The sequence below is a fragment of the Micrococcus sp. iso_239 genome, assembly GCF_056173395.1.
This window is the reverse complement of the sequence record NZ_CM149672.1, coordinates 2,193,004-2,210,082: the sequence shown is the minus strand read 5'-3', so window position 1 is coordinate 2,210,082 and position 17,079 is coordinate 2,193,004. Positions and strand designations below refer to the sequence as shown.

Sequence of the window (17,079 nt, the reverse complement as noted above, 5' to 3'; positions counted from 1 at the left end):
CCCTGGGAACACATGTGTGCCAGACTGTACGCGGACGTGATCGGGTTCACAACCGGCGCGCGGGCCGACCGCGCCCCGGGTGCGTCACGTCCGGCACGCGAGGCGAGGAGCACGGATGGCGGAGCACGACGACGGCCCGGTCCGGGAGGGCGCACCCTCCCAGACGCTCTCCCGCGCGCTCACCCTGCTCGAGACCGTCGTGGAAGCGCCCGAGCCGCCCACCATCGCCGACCTCGCCGACGGCCTGGGCGTCCATCGCTCGGTCGCCTACCGCATGCTGCGCACCTTCGAGGCCCACGGCCTGCTGCGCCGCGACGGCCTCGGCCGCGTCCACGCCGCCCCCGGCCTGGCCGTCCTCGCCCGCCGGGTGGAGCAGGATCTGCGCGCGGCGGCCATGCCGCACCTGACCGCCGTCTCCACCGACCTGGGCATGACCGCGTTCCTGGTGGTGTGGGACGGGGCCCACTGCCTCACCCTGGCCACGGCCGAGCCGCCCAGCGGCAACCTCGTCACGCAGCGGCCGGGGACCCGGCACCCCCTCGGGGTCGGTGCGCCGGGGATGGCGATCGCCGTCGCCCTGACCGGACAGGAGTGGGCGCGGCTGCCCAGCGGGGCCCCGCCCGAGCGGCCCGAGCTCGACGACGTGCGGGAGCGCGGCTGGGCCGTCAGCTCCGACGAGGTCATCACCGGCGTCTCCTCGGTGGCCGTGCCGCTGCGGGTCCCGGGCCAGCTGCCCGCCGCCCTCGCCGTGGTCTACGCGACGCGGCCGGAGGACCCGGCGCGCCTCGGGGACCGGCTCGGTGAGGCGGCCCGGGCCGTCGCCGTCGCCTTCGGCGCAGCCTGAGCCCGGGTCCCGTGGTGCCGCTCACGGCGTCCGCAGCCCGCATTACCCTGGTGGCCATGACTGATGACGCACAGCAGACGCCCGCCGTGGTCGCGCCCCACAAGAAGGTCGGCATGCTGCCGCCGTACGCCGCCGGCAAGCCGCCGGTCGCCGTCCCGGGCCTGCACCCCTACAAGCTCTCCTCGAACGAGAACCCCTACGCGCCCGTGCCCGGCGTGATCGACCGGGTGCGTCAGGTCGTGACCGGCCCGGAGGGCGCGCCCAGCACCCTCTGCCGCTACCCGGACACCCTCTCCACCGGCCTGCGCCAGGCCCTGGCCGCGCACCTGGACGTCCCGGCGGACGACGTCGTGACCGGTGCCGGCTCCCTCGGCGCCCTGGCCCAGGTCATCACCGCCTTCGCCGGCCACGGCGAGGCCGGGGAGGGCGACGAGGTGATCTTCGCGTGGCGCTCCTTCGAGGCCTACCCGATCGTGGTCCGCACCGCCGGTGCCGTGGACGTGCAGGTGCCGCTCACCGCGGACCACCGCCACGACCTGCCGGCCATGCTGGAGGCGATCACGGAGCGGACCCGCGTGATCCTGCTCTGCACCCCCAACAACCCGACCGGCCCCGTGCTCACCACCGCCGAGGTCGAGGACTTCCTGGCGCGCGTGCCCGCGCACATCCTCGTGGTCATCGACGAGGCGTACGTGGAGTTCGTCCGCGACGAGGACGCGGTCAAGGGTCCGGAGATGTACCGCAAGCACGCGAACGTCGTCGTGCTGCGCACCTTCTCGAAGGCGCACGGCCTGGCCAACCTGCGCGTGGGCTACTCGGTCTCGCAGCCGGAGATCACCAAGGCCCTGCGCACCGTGGCCACCCCGTTCGCGGTGTCCACGGTGGCCGAGGAGGCCGCGATCGCCTCGCTCGAGCACCTGGACGAGGTCCTCGAGCGCGTGCAGGTCGTCGTCGACGAGCGCGAGCGCGTCGCCGCCGCCCTGGCCGGGGCCGGCTGGGACCTGCCCTCCTCGCAGGCCAACTTCGTGTGGCTGCCGCTCGGCGAGCGCACGCAGGCCTTCGCCGAGGCCGCCCAGGCCCGGGCCCTGTCCGTCCGGGCGTTCGCGGGCGAGGGCGTGCGCGTGAGCATCGGCGAGCAGGAGGCCAACGACCGCTTCCTCGAGGTCGCGCGCGACTTCCTGACGTGAGCGGGTCGGCGCGAGCGGCACGTTGGACCGGCTGATCCGGGTCCGCTTCGCGTTCGACGCGGAGCGTCCGGTGTTGACCGTGGCGGCCCTGGCCCGGCGCACCGAGCTGCCCCTGGCCACCGCCTATCGGTAGGTGGACCGGCTGGTGCGCGCCGAGCTGCTGCAGAAGGACGAGGACGGCGTGGTCCGGCCCGGCCTGCGGCTGTGGGAGATGGCCTCCCGGAGCGCGCCGAGCATGTCCCTGGCCCGGACGGCCATGCCGTTCCTCGTGGACGTGCAGTCGGTCCTGCGGCAGCACACGCAGCTCGCGGTCCTCGACGACGACGGCGTCCTCGTGCTCGCCCGGCTCTCCTCCCAGGGGGCCGTGGTGAACCAGGCGGACGTCGCGGGTCGGCTGCCGCCGTTCACCACCGCCCTGGGACTCGTGCTGCTCGCCCACGCCCCGGTCGAGACGGCGGAGCGGTTCATCGCCCGGCACCGGGACCGGCTCGGCGCCGTCGTGGATCACCATCCCCTCGAGTCGGGGCGTGCGGTGCCCGCGGGCGTGCGGGCGCGGGTGGCCACGCCCAGCGAGCCGCGGCTGCGAGCGCTTCTGGCGGATGTGCGGCGGGAGGGGTACGCGGCCGTGGACGGCGCGTTGGACGAGGAGTCCCGGGGGGTCGCCGTGCCGGTCCGCGGGGCCGACGGCGTGGCGGCGGCCGCGCTCGGGGTCGTCGTCCCCCGCGAGGCGCCGTACACCCCGGGGGTGCCGCCCCTGCTGATGACGGCCGCCCGGGGGATCGCCCGCGGACTCGGCGGCCATTCTCACTGAGTGAGAACGGCCGGGCGCGGGCCGTGTCCTGCGCCACAGGATGGTCGGGACCTCCGCCGCCGGCCCCGGCAGCGCGGCCCGACCCGCCCGGCCCGACCGGTGACGTCCCCCGGAAAGGACGCCATGACCCAGCCCCCCGTGACCCGCACCCGCGTCGGCATCGTCGGCGGCGGGCCCGCCGGCCTGATGCTCTCCCACCTGCTCGCGCGGCAGGGGATCGACAACGTCGTCCTCGAGTCCCGTGACCCCGAGACCATCGCGCACACCCACCGCGCGGGCATCCTCGAGCAGCCCAGCGTGGAGATGCTGACGGACATGGGCGTCGACGGCCGGGTGAGGACGGTGGGCGACGAGCACCGCGGCATCATCCTGCGCTTCGACGGCGAGTCGCACGCCCTGGACTTCCCGGAGCTCGTGGGTGCCACGGTCACCCTGTACGCGCAGAACGAGGTCTTCGTCGACCTGGCCGCGGCGCGGCGGCGCGACGGCGGCGACGTCCGCTTCGAAACCGAGGTGCTCGAGGTGCTCGACGTCGACTCGGACACCCCCGGCGTCCGGTTCCGCTCCGTGGCCGGTGGCGAGGAGGGGCCGGTCGAGGAACTGCGTTGCGACATCCTCGTGGGCGCCGACGGCTCGCGTTCCACCGTGCGCAAGGCCCTCCAGCGCGACACCGAGGGCGAGGACCACTTCCACGCGTACCCCTTCGCCTGGTTCGGCATCCTCGCCGAGGCGCCCAAGTCCTCGCCGGAGCTGATCTACGCCCGCTCCGAGCATGGCTTCGGCCTGATCTCGCAGCGCTCGGAGACCGTGCAGCGCATGTACTTCCAGTGCGACCCCTCGACCCGCGTGGAGGACTGGTCCGACGACCGGATCTGGGACCGGCTGCAGAGCATCGTGGCCGGGCCGGACGGCTTCACCCTCAAGACCGGCCCCATCATCGACAAGACGGTGCTCGGCTTCCGCTCCTATGTGCGCACACCGCTGAGTCACCGCAACGTCTTCCTCGCCGGCGACGCCGGACACACCGTCCCGCCCACCGGGGCGAAGGGCCTGAACCTCGCCTTCGCGGACGTGCGCGTCCTGGCCGAGGCGCTCGAGTCGTGGGCCGCCACGGGCTCGCGCGACCTGCTCGACGCCTACTCGGAGACGGCGCTGACCCGCGTGTGGAAGGACCAGAACTTCTCCTACTGGATGACCACCATGCTCCACGCCCGCCCGGACGCCTCGGAGTTCGAGGACATGCGCGTGCGCGGTGAGCTCCGCAACGTGGTCCAGTCCCGTTACGGACGGCAGTTCCTCGCCGAGCAGTACACCGGCTGGCCCTCCGCCTGAGCCCGACCGATCCCCGACCCCGCAGAGAAAGGAGCCGACGTGAGCATCGCCGCCCAGGCCAAGGACGACGACACGTTCGACAGCGCCCACGTGCTCGATCCAGCCGCCACCCGCGACTCGCAGGGGCAGATCAGTGAAGAGATCGCGGCCGTCCATGCCCAGGCCCAGGGCGAGACCCAGCCGCGGCTCGACTTCCCGCCCTATCGCTCGTCGGTGTTCCGCCACCCCACCAAGTCGCTCGTGCACGCCGACCCCGAGACCGTGGAGCTGTGGTCCCCGGCCTTCGGCCACCGCGACGTGCACCCGCTCGAGGCGGACCTGGCCGTCGGCCAGAACGGCGAGCCGATCGGCGAGCGCATCAAGGTGCGCGGCCGCGTGCTCGACGACGACGGCCGCCCCGTGCGCCACCAGCTGGTGGAGATCTGGCAGGCCAACGCGGCCGGCCGCTACGTGCACAAGCGGGACCAGCACCCCGCGCCGCTGGACCCGAACTTCACGGGCATCGGCCGCACACTGACCGGCGCGGACGGGACCTACGAGTTCACCACCATCAAGCCCGCCCCGTACCCGTGGAAGAACCACCGCAACGCGTGGCGCCCGGCGCACATCCACTTCTCCCTGTTCGGCACGGACTTCACGCAGCGCATGATCACCCAGATGTACTTCCCGGGCGATCCGCTGTTCCCGCTGGACCCGATCTACCAGGGCATCACGGACCAGGCCGCCCGCGACCGGCTCGTGGCCACCTACGACCACTCGGTGACCAGCCACGAGTGGAACACCGGCTACTGGTGGGACATCGTGCTCACGGGCAGCCACCGCACCTGGATGGAAGACGAGGAGGGCGATCACTGATGCGGATCGACGAGACCACCGAGCGCACCGCCGACGGGAGGCTGGTCCCCACCCCGGGCCAGACCATCGGCCCGTTCTTCGGCTACGCGAACGGCTACGAGCAGGTCCACCTGCCGTGGCGCGACGGCCACCAGCTGGTCCCCGCGGGCCGCGCGGACGCGATGCGCCTGTTCGGCACCGTCTACGACGGCAACGGCGATCCGATCCCGGACGCCATGATCGAGATCTGGCAGGCCGACGCCGAGGGCGTCATCTCGCAGGAGGACGGCTCCCTCGTCCAGGACGGCTTCACCTTCACCGGCTGGGGCCGCTGCGCCGTGGACAACGCGGGCCGCTACACCTTCTCCACCGTGGAGCCCGGCGTGGTGAACGAGGACCGCGCCCGGTTCATCCACGTCGTCGTGTTCGCCCGCGGCCTGCTGAACAAGCTGCACACCCGCGTGTACCTGCCCGAGGACGCCGAGGCGATCGTGCAGGACGCGTTCCTGACCTCCCTCGACGAGGACCGCCGTCGCACCCTGATCGGCACCCGGAACGACGACGGCTCGCTCGAGTTCGACATCTGGATCCAGGGCCCCGGGGAGCACGCACCGAAGGAGACCGTGTTCCTGCAGTTCCCCGGCATCGAGTACCCCGAGCTCGACTGACGCCGGCCTCGGCCGCAGGCCCGGCCCCTCCCACACGCGGGACGGGTCGGGCCTGACGCCGCCTCCGGAGCCCGATCCCACCCCTCCGACCCCAGGAGCCCGCCATGACCTCAGCCGCCGCCGACCTCGCCGCCGTCGCCGACGTCGGCCTCCTGGATCCGGCCTGGGCCGGCAGTCGGGCGGAGGCCGCCACCGCGGACCGCACCTTCCTGGGGCACCTGCTCGACGTCGAGGCGGCATGGGTGCGCGTGCTCGCCCGGCACGGGCTCGCCACGGAGGCGGAGGCGGCGGCCGCCGCGGCGGCGGGCGACCCGGACGCCTACGACCTCGCCGCGCTCGCCCGCGCGGCCCAGGGCGGCGGCACCCCCCCTGATCCCGGCGCTGAAGGCGCTGCGCGCGCAGCTGCCGGCCGGCTCCCGCGCCGTGCACCTGGGCGCCACGAGCCAGGACGTCGTGGACTCCGCGCTGATGGTCATGGTGGGCCGGGTGGGCGCGATCCTGGCCGAGGACCTCGCCGCCGCGCAGGACGCGCTTGCGGAGCTGGCCCGCGCCCACCGCTCGACGCCGATGGTCGCCCGATCCCTCGCCCAGCACTCCCTGCCCTCCACCTTCGGGCTGCGCGCCGCGAACTGGCTCGACGGCCTCGGCCAGGCCGCGGATCGGCTCGCCGCCGCCGTCGCGGACCTGCCCGTCCAGTGGGGCGGCGCCGCCGGCACCCTGGCCTCCCTGTCCGGGCACGTCGACCGCGCGCACCGCGCGGGGACCCTCGGCCCCGAGGTCACCGCGTTCACCCTGGTCGAGGACCTCGCCGCCGAGCTGGGCCTCGCCGCCCCCGCCGGGCCCTGGGACACGAACCGCATGGCCGTCACGGGCGTGGCCGCGGCCCTGGCCGACGTCGTGGCCGCGTGCGGGAAGATCGCCAACGACGTGCTGACATCGGCGCGGATCGAGAACGGCGAGCTCGGTGAGCCGCTTGCGGCCGGCCGCGGCGGCTCCTCCGCGATGCCGCACAAGCAGAACCCCGTGCTCTCCGTGCTGATCCGCTCCGCCGCGCTGTCCGCCCCCGGGCTCGCGGCGCGGGTGTACACGGCGGCCGGCGCCGCGGACGACGAGCGCCCGGACGGGGCCTGGCACGCCGAGTGGCCCGCGCTGCGCCGCCTGCTGCGGGTGGCCGGCGGGACCGCGGCCCTGACCCGCGAGCTCGTCTCCGGCCTGCGCGTCCACGAGGACCGCATGCGGCGCAACCTGGAGCTCACCGGCCCGCTGCTCGTCTCCGCGCCGATCATGGCCGAGCTGGCTCCGGAGCTGGACGAGGCCTCCGGCGAGCCGGGCTCCGGGAAGCGGCTGATCCAGGACGTCGTGGACCGCTCCCTGGCGTGCGAGGGGAACTTCCGCGCCCTGCTGCGCGCGGCGGTCCCGGAGTCCGTTCCGGACGCCCGCCTCGACGACCTCCTCGACCCCGCCGCCTACACGGGGGAGGCCGAGGCCCTCGTGGACCGCCTCCTCGCCGCCCGCCGGGGCACGACGACGCCGCCCCGCACCTGAGACCATCTCCGTCAGAACCGGCCGCGCCCCTCGGGGTGCGGCGCCGCCGCAGAGGAAGGACCGCCCATGAGCACCCCCCGTGTCACCACCACCCTCCTGAAGCCCGCCCAGGACCCCGCCCGCGTGCTCGTGGTCGGCGCCGGCCTCGGCACCGGCGTCCAGGCCCTGTGGAGCCTCGCCGCGCAGCAGCTCCCTGAGGACACCGTGGTGGTCGGCTACGACCTGCCCGGCCACGGCGCCTCCGAGCCCCACGCCGAGCCGTTCTCGATGGCGGAGCTGGCGGACGCCGTCGTCGCCGCCGTGCAGGCGCTGCAGGAGGACGGCACCGTTCCCGCGGACCTGCCCGTGCACTTCGCGGGCGTCTCCCTCAACGGGTGCGTGGCGCTGCAGCTGGCCCTGGACCACGCGGACACCGTCTCCGGTGTGGCCGTGATCTGCTCCGCCGCGAAGATCGGCGAGGCGGGGTCCTGGCGCGAGCGCGCCGAGCTCGTGGAGCGTGCCGGCACCCCGACCCTCGTCGAGGGCTCGGCGCAGCGCTGGTTCGCCGACGGGTTCATCGCGGCCCACCCGGAGCGGACGACGGGCCTGCTGCACACCCTGCAGGAGGCGGACCGCCATTCCTACGCGCGCTTGTGCGAGGCGCTGGCCGACTTCGACGTGCGCGGGCGCCTCGGGGAGATCGCCGTCCCCGTCCTCACGATCCACGGCGTGGCGGACCAGGTCACCCCGCCCTCGGCGGGCGAGGAGATCGCCGCCGCGGTGCCGGGCACCGTGACCCACGTGTTCGACGAGACCGCCCATCAGGCCCCCCTCGAGCAGCCCGAGCGCACCGCCGCGGCCCTGGCCGCCTTCCCGGCGCGCTGAGCCGCCCGCCCCCTCCCGCCCTGCCCCGCACGACGACGCCCCCACCACGAGGAGAGACTGCGCATGAGCGCCGAGCAGCCCATCGGGCACGACATGGACCGCACCTCCCAGGAGGTGCTCGACGCGGGCATGGCCGTGCGCCGCGAGGTCCTGGGCGACGCCCACGTGGACCGCGCCGAGGCGAGGAAGGACGCCACCACCGAGGACTTCCAGAACCTGATCACCCGCTACGCATGGGGGACGATCTGGACGCGGCCCGGTCTGGACCGGCGGATGCGCTCAGCCGTGACCATCTCCGCCATGGTGGCCGGCGGCTACTGGGACGAGTGCGCCATGCACCCGCGCGCCGCCCTGCGCAACGGCCTGACCCGGGAGGAGATCCAGGAGATCCTCCTGCAGACCGCGGTCTACGCCTCCGTGCCGGCGGCGAACATCGCGTTCAAGCTCGCCCAGGAGGACGCCGACCTCGCCGAGGGCAGGCCGCTCTGAGCGCAACGTTCACAGCGCGCACGAGGCCCCATGCCCGGGAAGGACATGGGGCCTCGTCTGCGCGCTGATCAGTCGAGCTCGACGACCACCGGCTGATCGAGGGAGAGGCCGCCCCCGGAGACCTTGACCTGGGTGATCTCGGTCCCTGCCGGAACGTCGAACCACAGGTAGCCGCTGGCCACGTTGCCCGGGTTGGTCGGCTCGATGTTCATGCCGTTCTCGGTGCCGTAGATCGATGCGTCCGTGCTGTAGCTGTACTCGGCCCCGTCTGCGCTGACGAGCTTCACGCTGTCGGCGAAGAACGTCCGCTCCTCCTTGGCGTTGTTCTTCGCGCTGATCTGCACGGGCACGAACTCGCCCTGGGCCTCCGTGGAGAAGCCGGACGGGCCGACGCTCGCGACGGGCGTATCGACCGACTCAACGGTCGTGGCCCAGTCGCCCACGGTGAACTCCTGGCCGAGGCCGACCTTGGCTGCCTCGTCGCTGGAGCTGGTCTCGCCCTGGGAGGCGGCCTCTCCGCCCCCCTCCGAGGTGCTGTTCGAACCGCCGCCCATCATGGAGGCGAGGACGGCGATCACGATCAGGGCGAGCAGGCCGATCAGGGCGTACTTGAGACACCCCCCTTTCTTCTTCGCGGGGGGCTGCACGACATTGCCGTTGGCGTCGTAATACACAGGATTGCTCTTGCGGGCCACGATGCTCCTTCGGGAGGGCGCAGTGATGTCACATGCCGTTGTGGCCAACGGCTGCCATGCACGGCGCGTGAATTGAGTAATGAATGATGGGAGTATCGCATGCCGTAGAGGAAGCTGGGAGTACTCCCCGGAGCATCGCGTTCCAGCTGGCCCAGGAGGTCTTCGCCCGGCACGATGCCGACCTTGCCGACGCCGGGTCCGGCGTCGTGCTGGGCATGTGGGACCCGGCCGGCCTCCTCTACGGCCTCGGACTCATGGCCGTGGCGGCCGTGACCCTTGTCCGCCGCGCCCCGTTCGGCGGGTCGATCATGGTGCGGGTGGCCCGCTGCACTTGTGACCCTTCTGGCGGCCGTTCCACCCCGGAGAAGGGTCAGAACCGCAGTCGATTCGCGGGGGCCGGTGCTACGGTCGGGCCGAGCCGCCCCACCCCCACTCTCGGAAGGACACCCATGCGTGAGCGCGTCGCCCTGATCGGAGCCGGCCCGTCCGGCATGGCCCTGCTGAGGAGCCTCGCCCTGGCCGAGGACGCGGGGGCGGCGGTCCCGGAGGTCGTGGCGTTCGAGCGCCAGGACGACTGGGGCGGCCAGTGGAACCTGGACTGGCGCACCGGCGCGGACCGCCACGGCGAGCCCGTGCACTCCGCCATGTACCGGGACCTGTGGATCAACGGGCCCAAGGAGTGCATGGAGTACCCGGACTACCCGTTCGATGCGCATTTCGGCCGCGCCGTGTCCTCGTACCTCCCGCGGGAGGCCATGCGGGACTACATCGTGGGCCGGGTGGCCGAGGTGGCCGGGCGCATCCGCCCGCAGATCCGGTTCGCCACGGCCGTCCGCTGGGTGCAGCCGCTCGACGACGGCGGGTTCGGGGTGACCTCGGAGGACCTGGTCACGCGCGAGGCCGTCACCGAGCGGTTCGACCGCGTCGTGGTGGCCACCGGGCACTTCCACACCCCGCACCTGCCGTCCTGGCCCGGCGTGGAGACCTTCCCCGGGCAGGTCCAGCACGCCCACGACTACCGAAGCCCGGAGCCGTACACGGGCCGTCGCGTGCTCGTGGTGGGCTCCTCCTACTCCGGGCAGGACCTGGCCCTGCAGCTGCACCGCGCCGGCGCCGCCCACGTGACCACCGCCTACCGTGCCCGCCCGCAGGACATCGCGTGGCCGGCCGGCATGGACGAGGCCCCCGAGGTGCAGGGGTTCGACGGTGCGGAGGTCACCTTCGCGGACGGCTCCACCGCCGAGTACGACGCCGTGCTGCTGTGCACCGGCTACCGCCACCACTACCCCTTCCTGCCGGGCGAGCTGGCGCTGGCCGGCCCGAACCTGCTGGCCCCGTTCGGGCTGTGGAAGGGCGTGGTCTGGCACGCCGACCCGCGCGTGCTCTACCTGGGTGCCACCCAGCAGCTGTTCACCCTGACGCTCCTGGACGCGCAGGCCTTCTTCGCCCGCGACGTGCTGCTCGGCCGCGTCCCGGTGCCCGGCGATGAGGAGCGTCGGGCCGACATGGACGCCTGGTTCGAGCGGATGACGCGGATCGACGGGCCGCCGGCCGCGCTGGCCTACCAGGGCGCGTACATCCAGGACCTGTCCTCCCACACGGACTGCCCGGAGGTGGACGTCGAGGCGGTGGCCCGCACCTTCCTCGAGATGCGCGACGCCCGGATCGAGGACGTCCGGACGTTCCGCGACCGGCGGCACCGCTCGACCGTGACCGGCACGCTGGCCGCGGCGCACCCGGTGCCGTGGATGGACCGCCCGGACGACTCCCTCGAGGAGTACCTCCGCCGCTTCCCGGCCTGACCCCCCACCCTGCCCTTCCCGTTCCGAATCCACTGCACTTCCGACCCTTCTGGCGGCCGTTCCGGGCCTCAGAAGGGTCAGAACCGCAGTCGATTCGCGGGGGCGGGTGCTGGTGCTGGTGCGGATGCGGGTGCGGGGAGTGCTGAAGGGGGTGGGCGCTCAGCGCTGGAGCGCGGCCAGGGCGGCCTCGGCGTCGTCCGCGGCGGCGCGCAGCACCGGCAGGGCCTGCACGACGGCGGCCGCCACCTCCGGCGTGCGCGGCGCCGGGACGCGGGCCCCGGTCCGCAGGGCCGCCCGGCGCGCGCCCGGGTCGCGATGGTCCGGCCCGAGGGACAGCGCCGTGTTGATCGCCACGGCCACTCGCCCCTCGGCGTCGCGCACGGGCACGGCGACGCTGCTCAGATGGGCGTCCAGCTCCGCGGTCACCACGGCGTGGCCCTGCTCCCGCACGCGCGCCAGCTCGGCCATCAGCGCGTCCACGTCCGTGAGGGTGTGCTCCGTGGCGGGGGTGCGCGGGGCGCCTGCGAGCAGGGCACAGGCCTCGTCCTCGGGCAGGTCGGCCAGCAGCACGCGGCCCATGGACGTGGTGAACGCGGGCAGGCGCGTGCCGACGTCGAGGTTCACCCGCAGGATCCGCTCGGTGTGCACACGCGCGATGTACATCAGGTGCGCCCCGTGGAGCACGCCCGCGGAGCAGGACTGGTGCAGGCGCTGCGAGGCCTGGGTGAGGATCGGCCGGAGGATCTCGGAGACGGACCGGCCGGACCAGTAGCCGTGGCCGAGCTCCAGCACGCGCGGGGTCAGCGCGAACCGCCGCCCGTCCTGCACGGCGTAGCCGAGCTCCGTGAGCGTCAGCAGCATGCGCCGCGCCGTGGCCCGGGTGACCCCCGCGGCGGTCGCGGCCTCGCTCACCGAGAGCGTGGGGGTGTCCGGGGTGAACGCGCGCAGCACCGCCAGACCGGACGCCAGGGCGCGCACCACGTCCCCGCCCGACGCGGGACGTGCGCCGGGGGCGTCGACGTCGTCGGTCATGTCCGCCAGCGTAGTCCGCTATGCGCACAGCGCACGCCCGTGCGCGTCACGCACACACCCTTCCCCGCCCGCCGAGGCGGTCCTACGGTGAGGCCATGAGCCTCACCGATGCCTACGTGTTCGACGCCGTCCGCACCCCCTTCGGCAAGGTCGGCGGCGCGCTGTCGGGGGTGCGCCCCGACGACATGGCCGCCCACGTGGTCCGCACCCTCGTGGACCGCGCCCCGGGCCTGGAGGGCCTGCGCGCCGCGTCCGCCCAGGCCGTGGCCGACGCCGCCGCCGGCCGCCCGATCGAGGCCGGCACGGACGCCGCCGCCCCGCAGCGGATCGACGAGGTCGTCTTCGGCAACGCCAACGGCGCGGGCGAGGAGAACCGCAACGTGGCCCGCATGGCCACCCTCCTGGCCGGCCTGCCGCTGTCCATCCCCGGCACCACCGTGAACCGCCTCTGCGGCTCCTCCCTGGACGCGGCGATCATCGCCTCCCGCCAGATCAACACCGGCGAGGCGGACGTGGTCCTCGTGGGCGGCGTGGAGTCGATGTCCCGTGCCCCGTGGGTGCTGCCCAAGACCACCCGCCCGTTCCCCATGCACGACCTGGCGGCGGCGAACACCACGCTCGGCTGGCGCCTGATCAATGACGCGATGCCGCCGGAGTGGACCGTCTCGCTCGGCGAGGCCACGGAGCTGCTGCGCGAGCGCTTCGGCATCTCCCGCGAGCGCCAGGACGAGTTCGCCGCGCGCTCGCACCGCCTTACCGCGCGGGCGTGGGACGAGGGGCGGTATGACTCCCTCGTGGCCGCCGTGCCCGGCACGGACCTGGAGCGGGACGAGACCGTCCGCCCGGACTCCACCCCCGAGACCCTCGCCGGCCTGCGCACCGTGTTCCGCCGGGAGAACGGCACCGTCACGGCGGGCAACGCCTCGCCCATGAACGACGGCGCCTCGGCCGCCCTCCTGGGCTCGTCGACGGGCGCCGATGTGCTCGGCCTGGAGCCCCTGGCCCGCATCGCCGGCCGCGCCACCGCCGCCAACGAGCCCGACTTCTTCGGCTACGCGCCGGTGGAGGCGGTGAACCGGGCCCTGTCCCGCGCCGGGATCGGCTGGAAGGACGTGGCCGCCGTCGAGCTCAACGAGGCCTTCGCCGCCCAGTCCCTGGCCTGCACGGACGCCTGGGGCGTGGACCCGGAGATCGTGAACGCCTGGGGCGGCGCGATCGCGATCGGCCACCCCCTCGGGGCCTCCGGCACCCGCGTGCTCGGCACGCTGGCCCGCCGCCTCGAGGCCTCCGGTGAGCGGTGGGGCGTGGCCGCGCTGTGCATCGGCGTGGGCCAGGGCATCGCCGTCGTCCTCGAGAACGTGGCCGCGCGCTGACGCGTCCGGCCGAGCACCCACCCGACCCCCTCATCCAAGGAGTCCCCATGCTGGAGTTCGTGGACACGGCCGCGCAGGCCGTCTCCCGCATCACCGACGGCGCCACGGTGCTGATCGGCGGGTTCGGCAACGCCGGCCAGCCGATGGAGCTGATCGACGCGCTGCTCGAGTCCGGGGCCACCGGCCTCACGGTGGTCAACAACAACGCGGGCCAGGCGGACGCGGGCCTGGCGCTGCTGATCAAGGAGCGGCGGGTCGCCAAGATCATCTGCTCGTTCCCGCGCCAGTCCGACTCGTGGCATTTCGACGAGGCCTACCGTGCCGGGGAGATCGAGCTGGAGCTCGTCCCGCAGGGCAACCTGGCCGAGCGCCTGCGCGCCGGCGGCGCCGGCATCGGCGGCTTCTTCACGCCCACCGGCTACGGCACGCAGCTGGCCGAGGGCAAGGAGGTCCGCGAGATCGACGGCACGCACTACGTGCTGGAGGCCCCGATCCGCGGCGATGTCGCGCTCATCAAGGCGTACGCGGCGGACCGCCACGGCAACCTCGTGTACCGCAAGACCGCCCGCAACTTCGGACCCGTCATGGCCGCGGCCGCCGCCACCACGATCGTCCAGGTGGACGAGGTCCGCGAGGAGCCGATCGACCCGGAGCACGTGGTGACCCCCGGCATCTACACGGACACCGTGGTGCGGATCGACACCGAGTCCGGGGAGAAGGAGCGCGCCGAGCGGGCTGCCCTGGCGGAGGGCCGGCCGAAGCCGTGCGCGGCCACGACGACCGCGGCCGAGCCGGCCGCCGAGGGGAAGTGAGGAGAGCGATGAGCATCACCCAGACCGACACCCCGCTGACCCAGGACGAACTGGCCCGTACGATCGCGGCGGACATCGCCCCCGGCTCCTTCGTGAACCTGGGCATCGGCCAGCCCACCACGGTGTCCAACTACCTGGAGGCGGAGAAGAACGTCACCCTGCACACCGAGAACGGCATGCTGGGCTTCGGCCCGCAGGCCGAGGGCGAGCAGATCGATGAAGACCTCATCAACGCCGGCAAGATCCCCGTCACCGAGCTGCCCGGGGCCGCGTACTTCCACCACGCCGACTCGTTCGCCATGATGCGCGGCGGCCACCTGGACGTGTGCGTCCTCGGCGCCTACCAGGTCTCCGCGACCGGCGACCTCGCCAACTGGTCCACGGGCAAGCCCGGGGCGATCCCCGCCGTCGGGGGTGCGATGGACCTGGCGATCGGCGCCAAGGACACCTACGTGATGATGGATCTCTTCACCAAGAAGGGCGATCCGAAGCTGCTGGCCGAGTGCACGTTCCCCCTCACCGGCGTCGGCTGCGTCTCCCGCATCTACGCGGATCGGGGCGTCTTCCTGCTGGACGCCTCCGGGGTCGTGCGGGTCCGCGAGCTGCACGGCATCACGTGGGAGGAGCTGGAGGCGGCGCACCCCGGCGTGCGGTTCGAGAAGCTCGAGGACTGAGCCGCGGCGCCGCAGCCACCGGCCCCACGGGCTCTCGGAGGCCTGCGCCCTCGTCGACTTCTCGTGGGGAGCAACGTCGGTTGACTTATCCCGGGTGCAGCGGCCTGCGACCGGTGATAACTCAACCGACGACGGCGGCCCGCACCTTCACGCGCAGGTGCGGGCCGACGTCGTCCCGGCGGGGCGCTCAGGCGGTGCGCAGCACCATGCCCGGGTGGAGCATGGTCGAGACCGTCATGCCGTTGAGGCGTTGCAGGCGCTCCATGGAGACGCCCGTGCGCTGGGCGATGAGCCACCAGCCGTCGTTCGCCTGGACCACGTACGTGGCGGGCGAGGGCGCCGGGGCGGAGGCGGTCTGGCCGGTCCGCAGCACCATCCCCGGGTGCAGCACGGTGGTCGCGGTCATGCCGTTGAGGCGCTGGAGGGTCTCCATCGTCACGCCGGTGCGGTGGGCGATGATCCACCAGCCGTCGCCCTCGCGGACCGTGTACGTGCCCGGGGCGGGGGCCGGGGCGGGCGTGGGCGTGGCGGCCGGCGCCGTGGCGGCCGTGATGAGCACCATCCCCGGGTGCAGGACGGTCGACGCCGTTATGCCGTTGAGCCGCTGGAGCTCCGCGGCGGACACGCCGGTCCGTCGGGCGATGACCCACCAGCCGTCGTTCGGCTGCACCGTGTACGTGCCGGTGGTGATGGGGGTGGGCTCCGGGGCGGTCGGGTCGGCGACGGTGCGCAGCACCATGCCCGGGTGGAGCACGGTCGACTCGGTCATGCCGTTGAGCTCCTGGAGGGTGGCCGCGGGCACGCCGGTGCGGCGGGCGATGGTCCACCAGCCGTCGTTCGGCTGCACCGTGTACGTGCCGGCGGTCGACGGCTCGGTCGACGGGGCCGGCATCGGCGCCGGGGTGGCCGGTGCCGGCGGCTGGCCGGCCGCCGTCGCGATGGCCTCGGCGCGGTCCCGCAGGTCGTCGAAGCGGGCCATCAGGTGCTGCCCCGGGCACGCGGTCGCGGACGTGGCCCGGTGCGGGAAGATCGTGTCCACGGTGACGGGCGTGCCCGCGGCGTACTTCGTGCTGCCGCCCGAGGTCAGGGTGACTCGGCCCCGCGCGTCGATGCCGTCGCGGTACAGGTAGTAGGCGGTGGCGCGGGCCATCGCGTCCACCACCTCCTCGGACGGGGCGAGCACGTCGTAGTTGCCCATCGTGGAGACGCCCATCGTGCCCCGGTTGAACCCGCCCGCGTGCGTGCCCAGCGGGTTCGAGTCCAGGGCGCCGCGACGGCCCTCGTAGATGTTGCCGAAGCGGTCCGTGATCAGGTGGTACGGGAAGTCGCCCCAGCCGAGGGTCTTCGTGTAGTACGCGTAGATGCCGCGCATCTGCTCCACGGCCTGGGCGCGCGAGTAGTCGTTGGTGCCGGCCGTGTGGTGGATGGTCAGCGCGCGCACCTGGTCGAACTGCGGGGAGTCCTCCGCCCAGGACTCGTCCGCGCCCCACTGTGCGCGGGTGATCACGTCCGGGAGGATCTTCGCGCGCGCATCCGAGGCCGTGGCCACGGCGTGGCCCTCGGCGGGCTCCGCGCCCCCGACGACGGCGCTCGACTTCACGCCCCGGGGCAGGCCGGCCGTCTCCGCGGCCTGCTCGGCGGTCACCGCCGGGTGCGCGCTCGCAACGGTCTCGTCCGTGGCGGCCGTGCCCGGGTCGATGAGGGACAGCTCGAGGCCGGCCGGGGCCGCGCCGTCGACGGTGGTCACGCGCAGCTGGGCGCCGTCCGCGCCGAACGCGACGAACGGGTCCGTGCCGGTGCGCGCGGGGGCGGCGTCCTCGGGCAGGACGGGCCGATCCAGGACCTGCCACGGGCCCCAGGCCCCGTCCTGACGCACGCGGATCTCCACGCGCTCGACGGCGTCGTCCGCCGCGGCGTCCCACACGGCGGCGGCCACCGTGAACGGGCGGTCCACCACGGGCTCGCCGAGCACGACGCCGGCCGGAGCCTCCTCGGCCGGGACGAGGTTCTCGCCCTCCTGCGGGACGGTCGCGACGCCGGCGACCGCGACGGCGGGCGCGAGCGGGCGGGGGGACGCGGCGGAGCCCGGCAGGAGAATCTTCATGCGGATGCCTTCG

General features: G+C 73.8%; 17 protein-coding genes. 14 read left to right on the top strand and 3 right to left on the bottom strand.

The features are described from left to right. Positions 1-115: 115 nt before the first annotated feature. From AC0VX2_RS10280 to AC0VX2_RS10235, 10 genes are all read left to right on the top strand, one after another. Positions 116-844, top strand: a complete 729-nt coding sequence (locus AC0VX2_RS10280) for an IclR family transcriptional regulator (protein WP_102708667.1) — start codon at positions 116-118, stop codon at positions 842-844. 56 nt (positions 845-900) lie between these two features. Further along, positions 901-2,031, top strand: coding sequence for a histidinol-phosphate transaminase (locus tag AC0VX2_RS10275; RefSeq protein ID WP_355504866.1), 1,131 nt, complete (start codon positions 901-903; stop codon positions 2,029-2,031). A 22-nt stretch (positions 2,032-2,053) separates the two neighbouring features. After that, complete coding sequence (locus tag AC0VX2_RS10270) at positions 2,054-2,164, top strand: helix-turn-helix domain-containing protein (protein WP_355504868.1); 111 nt, start codon at positions 2,054-2,056, stop codon at positions 2,162-2,164. A gap of 12 nt (positions 2,165-2,176) precedes the next feature. After that, positions 2,177-2,842, top strand: a complete 666-nt coding sequence (locus AC0VX2_RS10265; protein ID WP_233263214.1) for an IclR family transcriptional regulator domain-containing protein — start codon at positions 2,177-2,179, stop codon at positions 2,840-2,842. A 123-nt stretch (positions 2,843-2,965) separates the two neighbouring features. Beyond that, a complete protein-coding gene (locus AC0VX2_RS10260; RefSeq protein ID WP_144786468.1) occupies positions 2,966-4,174 on the top strand; it encodes a 4-hydroxybenzoate 3-monooxygenase in 1,209 nt (402 codons plus the stop codon). A 45-nt stretch (positions 4,175-4,219) separates the two neighbouring features. Next, complete coding sequence (pcaH, locus tag AC0VX2_RS10255; RefSeq protein WP_205800320.1) at positions 4,220-5,029, top strand: protocatechuate 3,4-dioxygenase subunit beta; 810 nt, start codon at positions 4,220-4,222, stop codon at positions 5,027-5,029. Next, positions 5,029-5,676, top strand: a complete 648-nt coding sequence (gene pcaG, locus AC0VX2_RS10250; RefSeq protein ID WP_020625037.1) for a protocatechuate 3,4-dioxygenase subunit alpha — start codon at positions 5,029-5,031, stop codon at positions 5,674-5,676. Before pcaH ends, pcaG begins: the two co-directional genes overlap by 1 nt. 453 nt (positions 5,677-6,129) lie before the next feature. After that, on the top strand, positions 6,130-7,221 hold the full coding sequence (locus AC0VX2_RS10245) for a lyase family protein (RefSeq protein ID WP_260845875.1): 1,092 nt from the start codon (positions 6,130-6,132) through the stop codon (positions 7,219-7,221). Positions 7,222-7,287: 66 nt separating this feature from the next. Then, a complete protein-coding gene (locus AC0VX2_RS10240) occupies positions 7,288-8,085 on the top strand; it encodes an alpha/beta fold hydrolase (protein WP_020625038.1) in 798 nt (265 codons plus the stop codon). A gap of 63 nt (positions 8,086-8,148) precedes the next feature. Continuing rightward, the gene (locus tag AC0VX2_RS10235) at positions 8,149-8,574 is read left to right on the top strand and encodes a carboxymuconolactone decarboxylase family protein (RefSeq protein WP_020625039.1); all 426 of its coding nucleotides are present in this window, start codon (positions 8,149-8,151) and stop codon (positions 8,572-8,574) included. A gap of 68 nt (positions 8,575-8,642) precedes the next feature. Here the strand turns inward: AC0VX2_RS10235 and AC0VX2_RS10230 are convergent, their stop codons facing one another. Then, positions 8,643-9,269 carry a DUF4352 domain-containing protein gene (locus AC0VX2_RS10230; RefSeq protein WP_129867092.1) on the bottom strand — a complete coding sequence of 209 codons (627 nt, stop codon included), beginning with the start codon at positions 9,267-9,269 and terminating at the stop codon, positions 8,643-8,645. A gap of 449 nt (positions 9,270-9,718) precedes the next feature. Between AC0VX2_RS10230 and AC0VX2_RS10225 the strand changes: the two genes are divergently transcribed. Beyond that, on the top strand, positions 9,719-11,071 hold the full coding sequence (locus AC0VX2_RS10225) for an NAD(P)-binding domain-containing protein (RefSeq protein ID WP_020624472.1): 1,353 nt from the start codon (positions 9,719-9,721) through the stop codon (positions 11,069-11,071). 159 nt (positions 11,072-11,230) lie between these two features. Here AC0VX2_RS10225 and AC0VX2_RS10220 read toward each other — a convergent pair whose 3' ends face one another. Next, on the bottom strand, positions 11,231-12,103 hold the full coding sequence (locus tag AC0VX2_RS10220) for an IclR family transcriptional regulator domain-containing protein (RefSeq protein WP_020624471.1): 873 nt from the start codon (positions 12,101-12,103) through the stop codon (positions 11,231-11,233). Positions 12,104-12,198: 95 nt separating this feature from the next. On the opposite strand from AC0VX2_RS10220, the gene AC0VX2_RS10215 reads away from it, so the two are divergent. Genes AC0VX2_RS10215 through AC0VX2_RS10205 form a run of 3 tightly spaced genes read left to right on the top strand, consistent with a single transcriptional unit; the run spans position 12,199 to position 14,962 of the window. After that, entirely contained in the window at positions 12,199-13,476 is a 1,278-nt protein-coding gene (locus AC0VX2_RS10215) for a thiolase family protein (protein WP_020624470.1), read from the top strand. Between the two features lie 47 nt (positions 13,477-13,523). After that, the gene (locus AC0VX2_RS10210) at positions 13,524-14,288 is read left to right on the top strand and encodes a 3-oxoacid CoA-transferase subunit A (RefSeq protein ID WP_020624469.1); all 765 of its coding nucleotides are present in this window, start codon (positions 13,524-13,526) and stop codon (positions 14,286-14,288) included. Positions 14,289-14,296: 8 nt separating this feature from the next. Next, on the top strand, positions 14,297-14,962 hold the full coding sequence (locus AC0VX2_RS10205) for a 3-oxoacid CoA-transferase subunit B (RefSeq protein ID WP_020624468.1): 666 nt from the start codon (positions 14,297-14,299) through the stop codon (positions 14,960-14,962). Positions 14,963-15,149: 187 nt separating this feature from the next. On the opposite strand, the gene AC0VX2_RS10200 is transcribed toward AC0VX2_RS10205, so the two are convergent. Next, positions 15,150-17,066, bottom strand: a complete 1,917-nt coding sequence (locus AC0VX2_RS10200) for a LysM peptidoglycan-binding domain-containing protein (protein WP_144820228.1) — start codon at positions 17,064-17,066, stop codon at positions 15,150-15,152. Positions 17,067-17,079 lie beyond the last annotated feature (13 nt).